Origin of the sequence: Pseudobacter sp., assembly GCF_051955275.1 — a bacterium.
Taxonomy (GTDB): Bacteria; Bacteroidota; Bacteroidia; order Chitinophagales; family Chitinophagaceae; genus Pseudobacter.
Genome location: NZ_JBQCGW010000152.1, coordinates 1 through 17,068, shown reverse-complemented (window position 1 = coordinate 17,068; position 17,068 = coordinate 1). Strand labels below are relative to the sequence as shown.

Here is a 17,068-nt window from a genome sequence, read left to right as displayed (position 1 = left end):
TTTATGAAGCAGATCCCTAATTTATTTACACTGCTGAACCTCGTGTTCGGGTGTATAGCCATTATCCTGATCTTACAAACGGGCGAAAGCCTTGTCACCACCAGTGAACAGGGCACCTGGGTAGCACAGCTTCCGGAAAAGATCTGGTGGGCATCCGTATGCATCGGCATTGCAGCTGTGATCGATTTCCTGGATGGTTTTGTAGCAAGACTGTTCAATGCCACTTCCGAAATGGGAGCACAGCTGGATTCACTGGCAGACGTGGTTAGCTTTGGCGTGGCGCCCGGCCTCATCTTCTACCAGATGCTGCGGATCAGCTTCATCGGAACGGAAAGCGGACTGGATGTTTCAGTATGGGCCCTGCTGCCGGCGTTGATCTTCCCTTGCGCAGGGGCGTACAGGCTGGCAAGGTTCAATGTAGATAAATCACAGGCATACGGATTCAAAGGAGTGCCCATCCCTGCTGCCGGCCTGGTAGTGGCTTCATTGCCGCTGATCCTGCTCTACAATTATTTTGATCTGAATGAGCTCCTGCTGAATAAATGGACCATCTATGGTCTGATCATCTTGTTGAGCTGGCTGATGGTGAGCACCCTGCCATTGATGGCGCTCAAGTTCAAAGACTTTTCCATAAAGAACAATCTGCCTAAATTCATCCTGCTGTCAGTGGCAGTGGTGGCGGCCATATTTTTGAAATGGCTGGCCGTGCCGGTAGTGTTCCTGGTATATGTGATCGTATCACTGGCCGTAGCAAAGAAAGAAGCGGCAGTGCATTAAGCACTCCATAAAACAAATTGAAAGGCATACCGGATCTTACGGTATGCCTTTTTTGATCAGGATGGATGACCGTATAGTTTAACTTTTAAAAAATCACCAATTTGACGTAGGTTTGCGCCTTAAAATCGCACACAAATGACCTATACAGTTCAGGTTACCGTAATGCCGCTGAAAGAATTACTCGACCCGCAGGGAAAAGCAGTGATAGGAGGATTACAGAACCTGGGGATCACCACCATCCAGGATGTACGTATCGGAAAGAGCATCACATTACAGGTTGAAGCAGATAGTGCCGACAAGGCAAAACAGGTTGCTGAAGAAGCTGCCAAAAAGCTGCTGGCCAATCCCGTGATGGAATATTTTGAAATCCACGTTCAGCAATAGTGCTATACATTGTTCCCACACCTATCGGCAACCTTCAGGATATCACCTTACGTGCCCTTGAAGTATTGAAGCAGGTGGATCTGATACTGGCTGAGGATACCCGCACCACTGCGCGTTTGCTCAATCACTATCAGATCCAGCGGCCGATAAGTCCATACCACCAGCACAATGAGCACCAGGTGCTGCAGCATCTGGTAAACCAGTTGCAGGGTGGTAAAACCATCGCGGTAGTATCGGATGCGGGAACCCCCGGTATTTCCGATGCCGCCTTCCTGCTGGTGCGCGAATGCGCCAAAGCAGGAGTAAAGGTGGAAAGCCTCCCCGGTGCCACCGCCTTTGTTCCCGCCCTCGTCAACAGCGGATTACCCACCACCCGCTTCTGTTTTGAGGGATTTCTTCCCCTGAAAAAAGGACGCCAGACCATGATGAAGAAACTGGCCACGGAAGAAAGGACCATGATCTTTTACGAATCCCCTCACCGCCTCCTCAAAACACTCGGAGAATTCATCACTTATTTTGGTGCTGAACGCCAATGCTGTGTAAGCCGCGAGCTCACCAAAATGTTCGAGGAAAACGCCCGTGGCACCCTCCAGGAAGTGCATGATCATTTCAATCAGAAAGATGTGAAAGGCGAGATCGTGATCGTAGTGGCAGGTGTGGATTAAGATTCCCTTATAAAATTGCGGTCTGTTATTTGCAACCACTCTTCTAAAATGAATCAATATGAAGAAGAGCATCGCTTTGTTCATGACCGCCGCCTTGCTGGTCATGGCACAATCAACCCTCCTTGCTCAGCTGCGCAAAGTACCGGCTGCCGTAACAGAGGCATTCAAGAAGAAATATCCAGGTGCAGAGCAGGTAGAATGGACCGATAAAGTAACCGTATTCATGGCCAGCTTCTCCGAAGGAGGCACCAGCTATGAAGCCCGCTTTACCAGTAAAGGCGAATGGAAGAATACCGAAAATGAGATCGCTGTATCGGATATCCCTGCTGCAGTGAAGGATGGTTACCAGAAAAGTAAATTCACCGAATATGAGATCCAGAAAGCCTATAAGATCAGCGTTCCCGGTGATAAGTTGGAGTATCGCCTTCATGTGAAGAAAAGCGATCTGCAGCAAAAGAACCTGCTTTTCAGCAGCGACGGACGTCTGCTGAAAGATAATATCACTTTATAGACAATTCTCATTCATCATATATTGAATGCCAGCCGGTACCCGGCTGGCATTTTCTTTTGTTTTGAAGAATGTAGTTAACTACATATATTTGTTTTGCACTCAATCTTTCACCATGAGCAGGATCTATATCATCGGGTATGGAGCGATCGGTAAAGTGCTGGCTGTAGCCCTTCAACGCAATAACAGAAAGGTAAGTATCATCCGCGGATCCGTCAGCGGCCAGCCGCTGCGGAAAGAAAGGATCATCGTGGAATCGCCCTCTCAGCAATGGGAAGCGGAGATCGAAACCGGATCGCCGGAGTATTTTCCTTCCCTGGATGATGGCCTCGTCATTCTCTCCAACAAATCATACGGCAATGAGTCGCTGAGCGAAAGCCTTCGCGCTAAAATCACTACAGCCCCTGTGGTGCTGCTGCAGAATGGATTGAATGTGGAAAGGCCATTTCTGGAAAAAGGGTATGAGTCGGTTTACCGTTGCGTGTTGTTCGCTACCAGTCAGGATACAGGTAAAGGCTCTGTGAAATTCAAACCTGTAGCGCCTTCTGCAATAGGTGTGATCAAAGGGGAAGAAAAAATGCTGATCGAAATTGTGCAACAACTCAACACGGAAATATTTCCGTTCCGTTCAGAGAAAGGTATCTGGCCCGTGATCTGGAAAAAAGCGATCATCAACTGTGTATTCAATTCAGTTTGTCCATTACTGGAAACCGATAACGGGATTTTCCACCGGGATGAACAGGTATTTCTGATAGCCAGAAGAGTGGTTGAAGAATGTGTTGAAATTGCAGCGGCAGAAGGTATCAGCCTGCATGCTGATGAAGTGACAGAAAACCTGTTACAGATCAGCCGTTCCTCTGATGGCCAGTTGATCTCCACTTACCAGGATATCCTTCACAAAAGGGAAACAGAGATCACCACGCTTAACGGCGAGATCGCGGAAATAGCCAGGCGTTTGCACAAACAACATATCGTACGTGAAACCCGCCTGCTGGGCGAGCTCACTCTCCTCAAATCAAAACTTCACAGATGAAGATCATGCTCATTACAGGCGGCAGCCGTGGTATCGGAGCGGCTACCGCCACGCTTGCAGCAGCAAGCGGTTATGCCGTTGCCGTGAACTATAATAAGAATAAAGAAGCTGCCGGTGCAGTAGTGGCGGCCATTTCAGCAAGGGGAGGGAAGGCCATTGCCGTGCAGGCCGATATTGCCATTGAAGCAGATGTGCTGCGGCTTTTTGAAACAACGGACAAACAGCTGGGCAGACTGGATTGCCTGGTGAACAATGCAGGGATCCTGGAAAAACAAATACGTGTGGAAGAAATTACGGCAGACCGCCTGAACCGGATCTTTGCCGCCAATATAACCGGACAGTTCATCTGCGCAAGGGAGGCCATTAAACGCATGAGCACTAAACATGGCGGCAATGGAGGCACTATCATCAATGTATCCAGCATTGCCGCCCGGCTGGGATCACCGGATGAATATGTGGACTATGCCGCGTCCAAGGGCGCCATTGATACGTTCACCATCGGGCTGAGCAAGGAAGTAGCGGCTGAGGGTATCCGTGTGAATGCGGTCAGGCCTGGACTTATCTATACAGATATTCATGCAGATGGCGGTGAGCCGGGACGGGTAGACAGGGTGAAAGCTGCGCTGCCCATGAAGCGCGGCGGACAGCCATCTGAGATCGCTGAAGCCATTCTCTGGCTGGCTTCGGAGAAATCCTCCTATGCCACAGGCAGTTTTATTGACCTGGGCGGCGGCAGATAACTCAGCATTATAACGTAACCTTACAACCAGTTTCCCACTGATCATTTTGCTTTTTTGCCTACCTTACCTCGCTTAAGGGAATTTTCAACTTTAAATTGAGGAAAATAATGCGAAAACACATTCTTCTTTGGATCATGGGATGCAGTGTTGCAGCCGGTTCCATGGCGCAGGCGGACAGATGGCAGCAACGCGTGAAGTACACGATGGACATCAATATGGATGTTACCACCAACAGGTTCAACGGTAAACAGAAACTGGAGTACACCAACAATTCCCCTGATACACTCAAACGTGTTTTTTATCATTTGTACTGGAATGCATTCCAGCCAGGTAGCCAGATGGATGTGCGAAGCCGTGAACTGGGCACCAATTCCATTACAGGGCAGCCCGACTGGGATGGTCGTGTGAAAGACAGGATCAACAACCTCAAACCCGATGAGATCGGATACCAGAAGATCCAAACGCTCACCATGAATGGTGAGGCTGTGAAATTCATCATGCACGAAACCGTGCTGGAAGTGATCCCCGCCAAACCCATCCTGCCCAAAAGCAAGGTGGTGTTTGATATGAACTTCGAGTCGCAGGTGCCTTTGCAGATACGCCGCTCAGGAAGGGATAATCCGAATACGGGTGTCCGCTATTCCATGAGCCAGTGGTATCCCAAACTTTGTGAATACGATTATGAAGGTTGGCATACAGATCCTTATATCGCCAGGGAATTCTATGGTGTATGGGGAGAATTCGATGTGAACATTACTATCGATAAGGATTATACCATCGGCGGCACCGGTTACCTGCTCAATGCACAGCAGATCGGTCATGGTTACGAAGCGCCAGGCACCAGGGTGGCAGCGCCCACCGGTAAAACGCTCACCTGGAAATTCAATGCTCCCAATGTGCATGATTTCATGTGGGCTGCCGATCCAAACTACAGGCATATCACACGTCAGATCCAGAATGGCCCTACCATTCACGTACTGTACAAATATGAGAATGCTTTCCTTCAATCCCAGTTTGATAAAGTATCAGGAGCCAATAAACTGAAACTCTATGATAATAAACTGGAGAATTTTGCGAAGGAATATGAAGGAAAATGGATCACAGTAGCTGATGCAGCAGTAACAGCACTGCCATTCATAGAATCCAATTTCGGTGCTTATCCTTACAAACAGTATTCCTTCATCCATGGTGGCGACGGGGGCATGGAATATCCCATGGCCACATTGCTGGTAAGCTCCAGCCTGGGCACTGTATTCCATGAATGGATGCACAACTGGTACCAGGGCGTACTGGGCACCAACGAATCCCTGTATGCCTGGATGGACGAAGGTTTCACCAGTTATGCAGAATCACTGGTGTCAGAGTATTACAGAGGTGTTTCAAAATCTGTGGTGGATCAGGGAACTTCGGGTACTGGTCCACGTAAGAAGAGCCTTGATCAGAATTACAAGCGCGCTGATATCTTCAACGGAGATCCCAATCCGCATGCAGATGCCTACGATAATTACTTCTACCTGGTGAAATCCAAACTGGAAGAGCCGCTCACAACACATGCCGATCACTTTGAATCCAATGTTGCCTACAGCATCGCCGCCTACTCAAAAGGTGAGATCTTCCTGGAGCAACTGGGATACATCGTGGGAGCGCCCGTTCGTGATAAGATCCTCCACGAGTACTACAATACCTGGAAGTTCAAGCATCCCAATGTGAACGATTTCATCCGTGTTGCAGAAAAGGAAAGCAATATGCAGCTCGACTGGTACCGCGAATATTACGTGAATACCACCAAGACCATCAACTACGCCATTGAAACGCCGCAGAGTGAAGGTAACAAGACCAGGATCCGCCTCAAACGTATCGGGTTCTTCCCGATGCCAATCGACCTGATGATCACTTTCAAGGACGGCAGCAAGCAGCTTGCTTATATTCCCCTGAACCTTATGTTTGGCACAAAGGAGAATGAATATAAGAATGCATCTTTCAAAACCTACGATGCCTGGAAATGGGCCAACACCACATATGAGCTGGTGATAGACAAACCGCTGAACGAGATCACTTCCCTGGAAATTGATCCTACGCAAAGGTTAGCGGATATTGACAGGAAAAACAATAAGATGGAAATGAAATGGTAGTTGTAACATTATAGATCAGAGCCGGCAACCTAAGGTTGCCGGCTTTTTTTGATATAAACCGAACCGTCTTATAAAAGAACAGACCACCCTTTTGAGGCGGCCTGTTCCGGTTAAAGATAAGGTAAGGTTAATGTTCTGTATTCCCGGGTTTCTTGCACAGATAAAAAATGTACGATCAGCATAACTGATCAATATCGTATGGTGACTTTACTGATAGTTCTAACCTGAAGGTTAACAAAGGTAAACGGATGTTGCAGGTACTGCAATACCACTTTGTGGTAAGATTATCTGCCGAAGAATTTATTGATGGCTTCCACTCTGTTGTTCACATGCAGCTTCTCATAAATATGGTAAACGTGCTTGCGTACTGTTTCCTGGCTGATGAATAAACTGGCGGCAATTTCTTTATACAACATGCCGCGCGCCAATAATTCCAGTATTTCTTTTTCCCTGTTCGAGAGTACACTCAGTGCGGACGATTCCGGGGCTTCTGTGGTAGTAGGTTGTTTATGCTGAAAGGCTGCTACAACTTTTCTTGCGATCTGACTGCTCATCGGAGCACCGCCTTCCTGTAATTCGCGGATCGCTTCCAGCAATTTATGGGGTGCTGTCTTTTTCAATATATAACCGCTTGCACCTGCGCTCAATGCTTCAAATATCTTCTCATCATCTTCATACACCGTACACATCATAAACAGAATGTCTTTGAAATCTGACTTCAGATGACGTACACAATCTATGCCATTTTCACCCTCGCCCAGGTTAATATCCATGAGCACAATATCAGGCTTCAATTTAGGTATCTGATCAAGTGCCTCTGCAGCCGACCCTACACTACCAACGAGGCGGTACCCTTCAGACATGAGTATGATCTGTTCAAGGGCGGATCGGATATCCTTATTATCATCAACGATACAAATTGTAATGTCCATTCAGCAAATTTCAAACTTTTCGATACACTTTTAATACCACTTTGTGGTAGTTTTTCGATGGCTGGAATTCAACTGTTGCGGAATCTACACAGGTACGTAGAGGAGGTATTTCTCTTTGAAATATTCTTCGCGGAAGATCTCATGCACTTCCATAATCCGTGGTTTACAACCACTTTCGGCAATTTCAATACTCAGGTCACCTCCTTTGAGGCAGATCAGACCGGGCTTTACACCCTCACCAGGAGCTGCTTTCTTCAACAATGGCTTACTCCAGGTCCAGAGCTCTTTCAACGGCGCCACCGCTCTTGATACGATAAAATCGAACTTGCGGTCCTTCAGATCTTCAAGGCGTGTATGTTGGGCCGTTACATTCTGCAAACCAATGGCTTCGGCCACGGCCTGCACCACTTTTATTTTTTTACCGATGCTGTCGGTGAGGTGAAACTTCACTTGTGGATAAAATATAGCGAGTGGTATACCGGGGAATCCGCCACCGGTGCCCAGGTCTGCCACTTTAGCGCCGGGCTGGAATTCAAAGGCTGCAGCGATGGCCAGTGAATGAAGTACATGTTTCTCATATAGCCTGTCTATATCCTTGCGCGAGATCACATTGATCTGCTCATTCCATTCAGCATACAATCCTTCCAGTGCAGCCAGCTGCTGCAATTGAGTTTCGTTGAAATCACCAAAGTATTTGGTGATCAGGCCCAGTTTTTTTTCGGCTTCTTCCATAATGCAGGAGCAAAGATGCAATAATAAATGAACATCCAGATATCAAGTAGCCACCACCAGGCAAAGAGGTCCTTTTCATTCAGCCTGGACATGGACTTATAGTAAACGATGGCCTGTGAGATGGTGCGGACCGCAAAGATGCCAAGCGCCAGCCGCCAGTCGAACCATATCAGGCTGACCACAAACAATGGATAAAACAGGAAATGTGTAAATGAGTACAATCCCAGGAAGAATTTATGTTTCGGCTTGTAGTACTTGCCGGTAGTGAAATGCCTGTTCTTCTGACGCAGCCATTGTCCCCATGTTTTCTTCGGCTCAGACAGGGTGAACGCTTCCGGGTCCAGCACAATGGCTGTATTGGTAGGAGTGGCCACCTTATTGATGAAGAGGTCGTCATCACCGCCAGGCACATTATTCAGGGAAGAGAAACCTTTATTGGAAAAGAACAATCCTTTCTTATAGGAAAGGTTTCTGCCCACGCCCATATAAGGCATACCTGCAAGCGCAAACGAAAAATACTGGAGCGCGGAATGGAAGGTTTCAAAACGGATCAGCCTGTTCAGCAGGCCGGGACGTTTGTAATACGAACCATAACCGAGAATCACTTCTATACCGGGGCCGTAGGCATCCTGCATCTTCTGCACCCAGTATTCTGAGGCAGGAACGCAATCGGCATCGGTCAGCAGCAGCACTTCGTGCTTCGCTTCCTTGATACCTATGGAGAGTGGGTATTTTTTACCGGAAATGCCTTTTGCCTCCTGTGAGAGGTTCACGGCATTGAGGCTTTTGAAGGTTTTCCTGAATTCTTCCAGCAGGAATCTCGTTTCATCCTGGCTGTTATGATTCACTACAATCACTTCATGCGTGGAGGTATAGGTCTGCACAAGAACCCCTGCGAGATTCCTGCCCAGATTGCCTGCTTCATCGCGGGCGCAAATGATGATACTTACGGGATGGGTCTGCGTATTGCCGCGTACAGGGGCCTGGTACCAGGCCACCCTGCGGAACAGGATCCAGTAATACAGTAATTGAACGAAAGCAACTACGCAAAAGGCACAGAACAGGATAAGCCACCAGTCTATGCTCTTCAAGAATGATTCCATGAAGGTTGCAATTTAGGGTCCAATGCAAAGAAAATAATGCGCGAAAATAAGAAGGTAACACCTTAAAGCAATACTAATTAGCTTCCACAGCTGTTGAAAAATAAAGATTTTTATAATGTGTGTTATTTGACCGCAATCACCATGGTCTCTTTTCAGCACCTGCCGGTCAGGCGGTAATCCGTATCTTGCAGCCCGATTTATCAAAATATATGGCGAGTTTACAATTCCAGTTACAGGCTACAGACGGGCATTCCGCAGCAAGGGCCGGCAGGATCAGCACCGGTCATGGTGAGATCCTGACCCCCATATTCATGCCCGTGGGTACCGTGGGCAGCGTGAAAGCGGTAAGTCAGCAGCAACTGAAAACCGATGTGCAGGCCCAGATCATTTTGGGAAACACCTATCACCTCTATCTGCGGCCCGGTTTGCAAACCCTGGAGAAGGCAGGCGGCCTGCATAAATTCAACGGGTGGGACAGGCCCATTCTGACCGACAGTGGCGGTTATCAGGTTTTTTCCCTGGCATCCAGCCGTAAGATCACGGAAGAAGGCGTGGTGTTTCAGAGCCATATAGACGGATCGAAACATCTGTTCACACCCGAGAATGTAATGGATATCCAGCGCAGTATCGGCGGCGATATCATCATGGCATTTGATGAATGCCCGCCCTATCCGAGTGAATACAAATATGCAGAGAAGAGCATGCACCTCACGCACAGGTGGCTCGACCGGTGCTTCGAGCGTTTCAATAATACGCCTGACAGGTATGGATATACGCAGAACCTGTTTCCTATTGTACAAGGCAGTACCTTCCCCGATCTGCGTAAGGCCAGCTGCGAGTATGCTGCCTCCAAAGACGCACCAGGCAACGCTATCGGAGGACTCAGCGTTGGAGAACCGGACAATATGATGTATGAGTTCACGCAGCTGTGCTGTGAGAACCTCCCTGTGCAAAAGCCCCGTTACCTGATGGGAGTGGGAACACCCTGGAATATACTGGAATGCATCGCGCTTGGCGTTGATATGTTCGATTGTGTGATGCCCACGCGTAACGGCCGCAACGCCATGCTTTTCACCTCCAAAGGAGTGATCAATATCGATAACAAGAAATGGGAACATGATTACTCGCCGCTGGACGATGGCATAGATGCTGAAACAAGTAACTACTATAGCAAGGCCTATCTCCGCCACCTGATGAAGGCAAAGGAGATCCTTGGCCTGACCATTGCAAGTGTGCATAACCTGGCATTCTACCTCTGGCTGGTGGGCGAGGCCCGCAAGCATATCCTGGCGGGAGACTTCAACAGCTGGAAAAACGGGATAGTACCGGTGCTTCAGCAGAGGCTCTGATTGCAGAAAACTAACCTGATTTGCAATAGTTTTAGGAATCCAGGGCTCTGAGGATCACAGTTTTTCTGCTACATTTGCCCGGCCGATGCCTTAATGGCCTTGTATGAAAAAATTAGACTGGTACATAATCAAGAAATACCTCACTACCACCATATTCATGGTGCTGATCTTTTGCGTGATAGCAGTAGTGATAGATACCAGTGAAAAGGCGGATGATTTTGTGAAGAGCGGTCTCAGTTCCTGGAAGATCGTTACCAATTACTATTTTGGTTTTGTGCCTTTTATCATGAGTATGATCTTCCCGCTCATGGTGTTCATCTCCGTTATCTTCTTTACTTCAAAGATGGCCCAGCGCTCTGAGATCATTGCCATGCTGGCCAGTGGTATCCGCTACAACCGGGTACTGGCGCCGTTTATGGTGGGTGCGCTCATGCTCGGCGGACTGTTCTGGGTAGCCACCCAGTTCTGGATCCCCAGGGCAAACGTTATCAGGGGTAATTTTCAGGCTACCTATATCGACAGTAAAAGCTCCTACGAACAGGGGGAGAAAGCCAAGCTCGGCAATAACTATTATCTCAAAGTAGACTCTGTAACCTTTGCGGGTTTCCGTGATTACAATACAGAGCGCCAGATGGCCTATGGAGGCTTCTTTATGGACCGCGTCAAAGGCACGCAGCTGGTGTACAATCTACGCGCTGATTATATCCGCTGGGATACGGCTAAAAAGAGATGGCAGATAGAGAATGCCATAGAACGGCATATCGATGGGATCAAAGAAACGATCCGCAAGGTGGATACCATGATCGTGAAACTGAACGTAATGCCCAATGAGATCAAGCCGGACAAATACCTCAAGGACAAAATGACCACGGCCCAGCTTTCCGCGTTCATACAGGCTGAGGCAGCAAGGGGTACGGAAGGGCTGAACGATTTCAAGGTTGAAAGATATCGCAGGGATGCCACGCCCTTTAGCGTGCTGGTATTGACGCTGATCGGGTTTTCGGTGGCCAGCCGGAAGACCCGTGGAGGCAGCGGGCTCAATCTGGCAGTAGGCATTATTACAGCCGCCATCTTTGTGGTGATGGACAAATTCTCCCTTACTTTTTCCACTAAAAGTAACTTCCCGCCCATCCTGGCGGCCTGGACCCCCAATATAATTTTTACATGTATTGCCATCTGGCTGCACAAGAAGGCGCCTAAATAAGAAAGGGGTGAGAATTCAATTAAATCAGTATTAATATTGGTTTAAGTCCTAACTCAAAGCAACAATTTTTGTTCTATTGAGCGGGTTTGTTATAACTTTAGCCATCGATTTTTCAAACAAATATTGCTTGTTTATATAATTATTCTACATCATGGGTATTCTTAAGGAAAGGTTCAAGGCGAAGGCAGATGAATCAGCCGTAGAGGTTAAGAATTTGCTGAAAGAACACGGTTCAAAAACGATCGGAGAAGTACAACTGTCGCAGGTTTACCAGGGGATGCGTGGTATTACAGGTCTGGTGAGTGAAACATCATTGCTGGATGCCCAGGAAGGGATCCGTTTCCGTGGTTATTCCATCCCTGAACTGCAACAGAAATTGCCCAAAGCCAAAGGCGGCAGCGAACCTTTACCGGAAGGATTATTCTACCTGATGCTGATCGGAGAATTGCCCACTGAAGAAGATGTACATCATATTTCATCCGTATGGCAACGCCGCTCACATGTGCCCAATCACGTGTTTGCAGCCATCGATGCGCTCCCCATCACTGCCCACCCCATGACCATGTTCGTTTCCGGTATCATGGCGCTGCAGACCGAAAGCAATTTCGCCAAGCGTTATGCAGAGGGTATCAACAAGAAGGATTACTGGGAGCCTATCTTCGACGATGCAATGGATCTCATTGCCCGTCTCCCCCGTATTGCCGCTTATATCTACAGAAGAAAATATAAGAACAGTCAGCATATCCAACCTAATGGCCTGCTCGACTGGTCTGGTAACCTTGCACATATGCTGGGCTTTGAGAATGAAAGTTTCAAAGAGCTGATGCGTTTGTACATGACCATTCACGCTGACCACGAAGGTGGTAACGTATCCGCACACACTACGCACCTGGTAGGTTCCGCGCTCAGCGATCCTTACCTGAGCTTTGCTGCCGGTATGAACGGCCTGGCAGGTCCTTTGCACGGCCTGGCTAACCAGGAAGTGGTGAAATGGATCTTTGAAATGCGTGAAGAGCTGAAAACCGAAACTCCTTCCAAAGAACAGATCGAAGAATATGTGAAGAAGACCCTCAGCGAAGGAAAGGTTGTGCCTGGTTACGGACACGCCGTACTCCGCAAAACGGACCCACGCTTCACGGCGCAGATGGATTTCGGCAAGAAGCACCTGGCCGACGATCCTTTGGTACAAACGGTTTGGAACGTATACGATGCAGTTCCCCCCATCCTACAGAGCCTGGGCAAGATCAAGAACCCCTGGCCGAACGTGGATGCGCACAGCGGAGCCCTGCTGGTTCATTACGGTATGGTGGAGTACGAGTTCTACACCGTGCTGTTCGGCGTAAGCCGCGCACTGGGTGTGATGAGCAGCCTGATCTGGGACCGTGCACTGGCATTGCCGATCGAAAGGCCGAAGTCAGTTACCACTGACCTGGTGAAACAATGGTTGAAAGGAGAGGCGGAGATCTGGGGCGAGTAGTTCCTGAAGCATTTTACCTCAAATCATATAAAAGCAGCTCTGGTCCCTTGCGGGTCAGGGCTTTTTTTATCGCATTGGTACTGAAGGAGGCAGGGGAATCTGGGGGATCCTGGCAGGAGGAAGGCCATCCGCATTAGGTAGCTTTAGATCGGAACTCACTGCCAGAAAGGGCTCTGGCGGTTTAGAGCCGGAGTTTTCAGGAGCTCATTCTTATTGCATTGTTAATTATCAAGCAAACTCTTTGCATATTGATGTCTAAACATTAATTTTACATTCTAAACTTGATTTTATGGCAACATGGACAATTGATACTAACCACTCAGAAGTTACTTTCAAAGTAAAGCACCTGGTGATTTCCACTGTAACTGGAAAATTCAAAACGTTTGAAGGCACCATTGAATCTGATAAAGAAGATTTCAGTGATGCTTCAATCAAATTCAGTGTTGATATCAACAGCATTGATACGAATAACGAAGGCAGGGACGGTCACCTTAAATCAGCTGATTTCTTTGATGCTGAAAAATTCCCTACCATGAGTTTTGAATCCACTGAACTGATCAATCAGGGTGGTGGTGAATACGATGTGAAAGGAAACCTGACCATCAAAGGCGTAACAAAACCAGTAGTGCTGGATGTTGAGTACGGTGGCATTCAGAAAGACTTTTACGGAAATACTGTAGCGGGTTTTGAAGTATCGGGCAAGATCAATCGTCAGGATTTCGGTCTTACCTGGAGCGCAGTTACAGAAACAGGTGGCATTGTAGTGAGTGATGAAGTGAAGCTCCACATCAATGTGGAAGCGATCAAAAAAGCGTAAGTGTAAATGCTCTCAATAGATAGATGTTGAGCCGGTGCAGGAAACTGCCTCGGCTTTTTTATTTTTATTTGGTGGCAATGAGGCATGCTGCTATATTTGCACTCCTGAATTCAGCCAGGTAAAAAGGGGAATTAGCTCAGCTGGCTAGAGCGCTTGCATGGCATGCAAGAGGTCACCGGTTCGACTCCGGTATTCTCCACTAGAAATCAAAGCCTTGAAAGTCTTTACAGAAAAGAGTTTCAGGGCTTTTTCATTTACATTCTTTCCTTTCTTATTTCAATTGGTTACGGCGATAAATCAATTAGACATTCGTGTTTTTCTGCATCATAGTAAAACCCATCCGGGAATACTATTTTATGCAACACTCTTTTTCGTTCAAGATCGTTGGGAGCCCAGATAACACTGAGGTTTTCGAGCTTTAGTAGTGATACATTTATCAGATAATCCAGGTTAGACTTTTGCGAAATTACTTTCGACATTTCTTTGTTCACATTCTTGATCTGATCGGTCAAAAGAAATTGTGCTGGCGGTGTATTGAGGGTAAAATCATTTATGTTTGAAAAAAGCAGCTCTTCAAAGAGGGTTGCTTTTTCTTTTATTTGTCATTTAACAACGTCAATTTGGCTTCAAACGAACGAAAAATGACAAAGACGCAGTCATTGAAACTAAGGAGAATTTCTATTTTAAATGGTTTACAATCCTTTATATCTGAAAGTACAATTTTTGCTTGTTTTTGGCATAAAATATGGGCCCCAAGTGCGGCCACTTTTCCAGAACTGAATTAATTCCTGTTTCTTACCCAATCAATTTCCCGGTCAATTGAATGTCGTCTATACATCCTTTCGGATGCTATAATCCTGTCTGTACATTCAATGGAAATAGAATTGAGTTGAAACAAAAAGATAAAAAACCAACTTACTGTTTATGGCATTGAACATTAACGATGCTTTCCGTGAATTTCAGGCATCATACACCAATATAGACCCCACTCAAAACAAAACAGCAAAAAGTAGTCGTCAATGGCTCTTGGAGCAGGTCAATGGTTTTGTTGACGATGATGATTTCCTGCCCTTGCATTTGGCATTTAATCAACAATATGGTTCTTTTGATAGAAAAGTAAAAATTCCTCCTCTTGATGATATTGATCATATGATTGGCCTCAATGGTGCGGGCTGTCATTATGATTCTACGCAGCCCTGGAATAACTTGCCAGTTTATGTCAACAATAGTCCGCTTTTAAGGCAGCTATGCCATGAAGATACTAATCGGCTAAACTCTAGGAAAGTGATAAACAGGTTTGTATCTAAGCTCAGCGACGTGCCTCAGTATGAAAAAGCTAACATTAATCGGAATGCTGAGGCCTGTACTTTGAAACTACAAAGTTACACATGGAATTTCGATATCGTGCCTTGCTTTCAGACGGTGGCGGACTCCTTTGGCAAAACCTGGTATCTCATTCCCAATGGATACGGTGAATGGATGATGACCGACCCAAGAATTGACAGGAAAAGAGTTGCAGATTTAAACCAGAAGCATAGCGGTCACCTTTTACCAGTCTTACGACTTTCTAAGTACTGGCAACGCCGTAAAACCATGCCTGCTATGCAATCATATTTATTTGAAACAATGTGCCTTGATTATTTTGCAAAGCTCCCAACAAGTATCCAACAATGGCCTGACCGCGTGATTCCAGGCCTATTCAATTATATTTCGCAGGCTGTATATCAGATTATATTAGATCCTAAGGGCTTAAAGACAGACTTGAATAATCTCAGTATGAGTGACAAGTACGCAATATCAATCAAGGCCGCGGCCGATTACCAAATCGCGCTCCAGGCCATTGAAATGGAAAACAATCACGATCACGAAGGATGTATCGGTGCATGGGGTAAAATTTTTGGTCCAGAATTTCCAAAATATATTTAATATGTCAGTAGCAATAAAACAAGGACAGCCGAACAGTCTTATTATACAAAGAGCTTTCAAGAAACAGTATAGTATTGCCAAGCGCGTTCGCAATTGGCGAATCTTCTTTACGTATGCAATTACATTTTTGTTTCCTGTTATCTCGTTTTCAATTGCATCTAAATATCGGATGGAAGTTAAAGTAAGTTTAGGAGTCGTGTCAGCAATTTGGGCATTCTGTGCGTTCTGGCTTGTCCACAATGAAAAAAAGTGGATAAAACTTGGAGCTCAATTACAAGAAAAATTTGACACAGATTTGTTTTCAATTCCATGGAATAACGTTTTGGTTGGCGATAAACCAAGTCCAGAAAAAATTGTGGAACTAAGCAATCGATATAAAGGTTCTCCGGACACACATTGGTATGGTAGAGAAATTGAAGGAATATCACATCCTTACGATGTATTACTTTGCCAACGAGCAAACGTGGTTTGGGATTGGCGTTTAAGGCAATTGTATATTTATTTTCTCATAACCTCTTTGGTATTATTGTTTACCATACAAGTTATCTACTCGATCCACTTGAAACTTCCTTTAACCGATTATTTAATCGCCATTTTGTTACCCTCCCTTTCAGCATATACGCTTGGTTTGCGTGAGTGGTTTGAACATATTGACAACAAGAATGGTAAGAAAAGTACGGAAAACAAGCTTAATGCAGAAATTAATAAAGCGATCGAAATGCGAAAGCCTATCGATGATGGAAAATTGCGTGCGTTTCAAGATATCATTTACATTTTGAGAAGGTGTCCGGCAACAATCCCAGATTGGTTTTGGAAGGTCTATCGGAAAAAATATAATAAGATTATGGACACCGTAAATGCGGAATATGTGGAACGGTTGCTTCAGGAAGGTAGTAGCACATCTAAATCATAATAAAGTATGTAGACCTCAATCATTTCAGAACATCTCAAGATTAAACGTGAAGATGTGAGAAAAGAAGAAGCCTTTAAGAATTTATCGGATGAACAGGATGATGAAGCCATTGCCCTGGTGTCAGGATTATCGGAAGCTTTGTACGCATAATTCTATAAAAATGAATACACATAACCGAATAAATGCCTGGTTATAAGCAAAACCGTCATTCCGGCAGGCTGGCAAAAGCCTCCAAATCGACCAATAACTTGTAGAAGTTAAGACTTGATCTGACAAATGGGATTAATTTTAAGTAACCACACTTTCAATCAATCCCAAAAATGTCAGACCATGAAATCTGAAACTAAGTTAATCAAAACCAAGTTAGGTCTCCTGA

At 46.1% G+C, this 17,068-nt stretch carries 16 protein-coding genes and 1 tRNA gene; 14 read left to right on the top strand and 3 right to left on the bottom strand.

Features of this window, described 5'->3' with window-relative positions; genetic code table 11:
• The first annotated feature begins 3 nt into the window (after positions 1 to 3).
• The 7 genes from ACTHMC_RS13000 (at position 4) to ACTHMC_RS12970 (ending at position 6,239) form a co-directional block, all read left to right on the top strand.
• Positions 4 to 777, top strand: coding sequence for a CDP-alcohol phosphatidyltransferase family protein (locus ACTHMC_RS13000; protein ID WP_440413583.1), 774 nt, complete (start codon positions 4 to 6; stop codon positions 775 to 777).
• A 135-nt stretch (positions 778 to 912) separates the two neighbouring features.
• Positions 913 to 1,161, top strand: a complete 249-nt coding sequence (purS, locus tag ACTHMC_RS12995) for a phosphoribosylformylglycinamidine synthase subunit PurS (protein ID WP_440413582.1) — start codon at positions 913 to 915, stop codon at positions 1,159 to 1,161.
• A complete protein-coding gene (gene rsmI, locus ACTHMC_RS12990) occupies positions 1,161 to 1,826 on the top strand; it encodes a 16S rRNA (cytidine(1402)-2'-O)-methyltransferase (RefSeq protein WP_440413580.1) in 666 nt (221 codons plus the stop codon). Before purS ends, rsmI begins: the two co-directional genes overlap by 1 nt.
• Before the next feature lie 58 nt (positions 1,827 to 1,884).
• Complete coding sequence (locus tag ACTHMC_RS12985; protein WP_440413579.1) at positions 1,885 to 2,337, top strand: PepSY-like domain-containing protein; 453 nt, start codon at positions 1,885 to 1,887, stop codon at positions 2,335 to 2,337.
• Positions 2,338 to 2,449: 112 nt separating this feature from the next.
• Positions 2,450 to 3,367, top strand: coding sequence for a ketopantoate reductase family protein (locus ACTHMC_RS12980; protein WP_440413577.1), 918 nt, complete (start codon positions 2,450 to 2,452; stop codon positions 3,365 to 3,367).
• Positions 3,364 to 4,107, top strand: coding sequence for an SDR family oxidoreductase (locus tag ACTHMC_RS12975; RefSeq protein WP_440413575.1), 744 nt, complete (start codon positions 3,364 to 3,366; stop codon positions 4,105 to 4,107). Before ACTHMC_RS12980 ends, ACTHMC_RS12975 begins: the two co-directional genes overlap by 4 nt.
• A 107-nt stretch (positions 4,108 to 4,214) precedes the next feature.
• Entirely contained in the window at positions 4,215 to 6,239 is a 2,025-nt protein-coding gene (locus tag ACTHMC_RS12970; RefSeq protein WP_440413574.1) for a M1 family metallopeptidase, read from the top strand.
• A gap of 284 nt (positions 6,240 to 6,523) precedes the next feature.
• Here ACTHMC_RS12970 and ACTHMC_RS12965 read toward each other — a convergent pair whose 3' ends face one another.
• The 3 genes from ACTHMC_RS12965 to ACTHMC_RS12955 all read right to left on the bottom strand — a co-directional run bounded on the left by ACTHMC_RS12965 (position 6,524) and on the right by ACTHMC_RS12955 (position 9,006).
• The gene (locus ACTHMC_RS12965; RefSeq protein WP_440413573.1) at positions 6,524 to 7,171 is read right to left on the bottom strand and encodes a response regulator; all 648 of its coding nucleotides are present in this window, start codon (positions 7,169 to 7,171) and stop codon (positions 6,524 to 6,526) included.
• Positions 7,172 to 7,255: 84 nt separating this feature from the next.
• Positions 7,256 to 7,903, bottom strand: a complete 648-nt coding sequence (gene rsmG, locus ACTHMC_RS12960; RefSeq protein WP_440413571.1) for a 16S rRNA (guanine(527)-N(7))-methyltransferase RsmG — start codon at positions 7,901 to 7,903, stop codon at positions 7,256 to 7,258.
• The gene (locus tag ACTHMC_RS12955) at positions 7,873 to 9,006 is read right to left on the bottom strand and encodes a glycosyltransferase (protein WP_440413569.1); all 1,134 of its coding nucleotides are present in this window, start codon (positions 9,004 to 9,006) and stop codon (positions 7,873 to 7,875) included. The genes rsmG and ACTHMC_RS12955 overlap by 31 nt, the downstream gene beginning before the upstream one ends.
• A 209-nt stretch (positions 9,007 to 9,215) precedes the next feature.
• On the opposite strand from ACTHMC_RS12955, the gene tgt reads away from it, so the two are divergent.
• The 7 genes from tgt to ACTHMC_RS12920 all read left to right on the top strand — a co-directional run bounded on the left by tgt (position 9,216) and on the right by ACTHMC_RS12920 (position 16,692).
• On the top strand, positions 9,216 to 10,355 hold the full coding sequence (gene tgt, locus ACTHMC_RS12950; RefSeq protein ID WP_440413567.1) for a tRNA guanosine(34) transglycosylase Tgt: 1,140 nt from the start codon (positions 9,216 to 9,218) through the stop codon (positions 10,353 to 10,355).
• Between the two features lie 103 nt (positions 10,356 to 10,458).
• A complete protein-coding gene (locus ACTHMC_RS12945) occupies positions 10,459 to 11,559 on the top strand; it encodes an LptF/LptG family permease (protein WP_440413566.1) in 1,101 nt (366 codons plus the stop codon).
• Between the two features lie 151 nt (positions 11,560 to 11,710).
• The gene (locus tag ACTHMC_RS12940; protein ID WP_440413565.1) at positions 11,711 to 13,036 is read left to right on the top strand and encodes a citrate (Si)-synthase, eukaryotic; all 1,326 of its coding nucleotides are present in this window, start codon (positions 11,711 to 11,713) and stop codon (positions 13,034 to 13,036) included.
• 289 nt (positions 13,037 to 13,325) lie between these two features.
• On the top strand, positions 13,326 to 13,853 hold the full coding sequence (locus ACTHMC_RS12935; protein WP_440413564.1) for a YceI family protein: 528 nt from the start codon (positions 13,326 to 13,328) through the stop codon (positions 13,851 to 13,853).
• A gap of 125 nt (positions 13,854 to 13,978) precedes the next feature.
• Positions 13,979 to 14,052, top strand: a tRNA-Ala gene (locus ACTHMC_RS12930).
• Positions 14,053 to 14,777: 725 nt separating this feature from the next.
• Positions 14,778 to 15,779 carry a hypothetical protein gene (locus tag ACTHMC_RS12925; protein WP_440413563.1) on the top strand — a complete coding sequence of 334 codons (1,002 nt, stop codon included), beginning with the start codon at positions 14,778 to 14,780 and terminating at the stop codon, positions 15,777 to 15,779.
• A 1-nt stretch (position 15,780) separates the two neighbouring features.
• A complete protein-coding gene (locus tag ACTHMC_RS12920) occupies positions 15,781 to 16,692 on the top strand; it encodes an S-4TM family putative pore-forming effector (protein WP_440413562.1) in 912 nt (303 codons plus the stop codon).
• Positions 16,693 to 17,068 lie beyond the last annotated feature (376 nt).

What these genes read in the sequence shown, in the direction of transcription:
- ACTHMC_RS12945 (WP_440413566.1), top strand. Translation starts at nt 10,459, where the DNA reads ATGAAAAAATTAGACTGGTACATAATCAAGAAATACCTCACTACCACC.
- ACTHMC_RS12920 (WP_440413562.1), top strand. Translation starts at nt 15,781, where the DNA reads ATGTCAGTAGCAATAAAACAAGGACAGCCGAACAGTCTTATTATACAA.
- ACTHMC_RS13000 (WP_440413583.1), top strand. Translation starts at nt 4, where the DNA reads ATGAAGCAGATCCCTAATTTATTTACACTGCTGAACCTCGTGTTCGGG.
- ACTHMC_RS12955 (WP_440413569.1), bottom strand. Translation starts at nt 9,006, where the DNA reads ATGGAATCATTCTTGAAGAGCATAGACTGGTGGCTTATCCTGTTCTGT.
- purS (WP_440413582.1), top strand. Translation starts at nt 913, where the DNA reads ATGACCTATACAGTTCAGGTTACCGTAATGCCGCTGAAAGAATTACTC.
- ACTHMC_RS12935 (WP_440413564.1), top strand. Translation starts at nt 13,326, where the DNA reads ATGGCAACATGGACAATTGATACTAACCACTCAGAAGTTACTTTCAAA.
- ACTHMC_RS12985 (WP_440413579.1), top strand. Translation starts at nt 1,885, where the DNA reads ATGAAGAAGAGCATCGCTTTGTTCATGACCGCCGCCTTGCTGGTCATG.
- ACTHMC_RS12980 (WP_440413577.1), top strand. Translation starts at nt 2,450, where the DNA reads ATGAGCAGGATCTATATCATCGGGTATGGAGCGATCGGTAAAGTGCTG.
- ACTHMC_RS12975 (WP_440413575.1), top strand. Translation starts at nt 3,364, where the DNA reads ATGAAGATCATGCTCATTACAGGCGGCAGCCGTGGTATCGGAGCGGCT.
- ACTHMC_RS12965 (WP_440413573.1), bottom strand. Translation starts at nt 7,171, where the DNA reads ATGGACATTACAATTTGTATCGTTGATGATAATAAGGATATCCGATCC.
- ACTHMC_RS12925 (WP_440413563.1), top strand. Translation starts at nt 14,778, where the DNA reads ATGGCATTGAACATTAACGATGCTTTCCGTGAATTTCAGGCATCATAC.
- ACTHMC_RS12940 (WP_440413565.1), top strand. Translation starts at nt 11,711, where the DNA reads ATGGGTATTCTTAAGGAAAGGTTCAAGGCGAAGGCAGATGAATCAGCC.
- tgt (WP_440413567.1), top strand. Translation starts at nt 9,216, where the DNA reads ATGGCGAGTTTACAATTCCAGTTACAGGCTACAGACGGGCATTCCGCA.
- rsmG (WP_440413571.1), bottom strand. Translation starts at nt 7,903, where the DNA reads ATGGAAGAAGCCGAAAAAAAACTGGGCCTGATCACCAAATACTTTGGT.
- ACTHMC_RS12970 (WP_440413574.1), top strand. Translation starts at nt 4,215, where the DNA reads ATGCGAAAACACATTCTTCTTTGGATCATGGGATGCAGTGTTGCAGCC.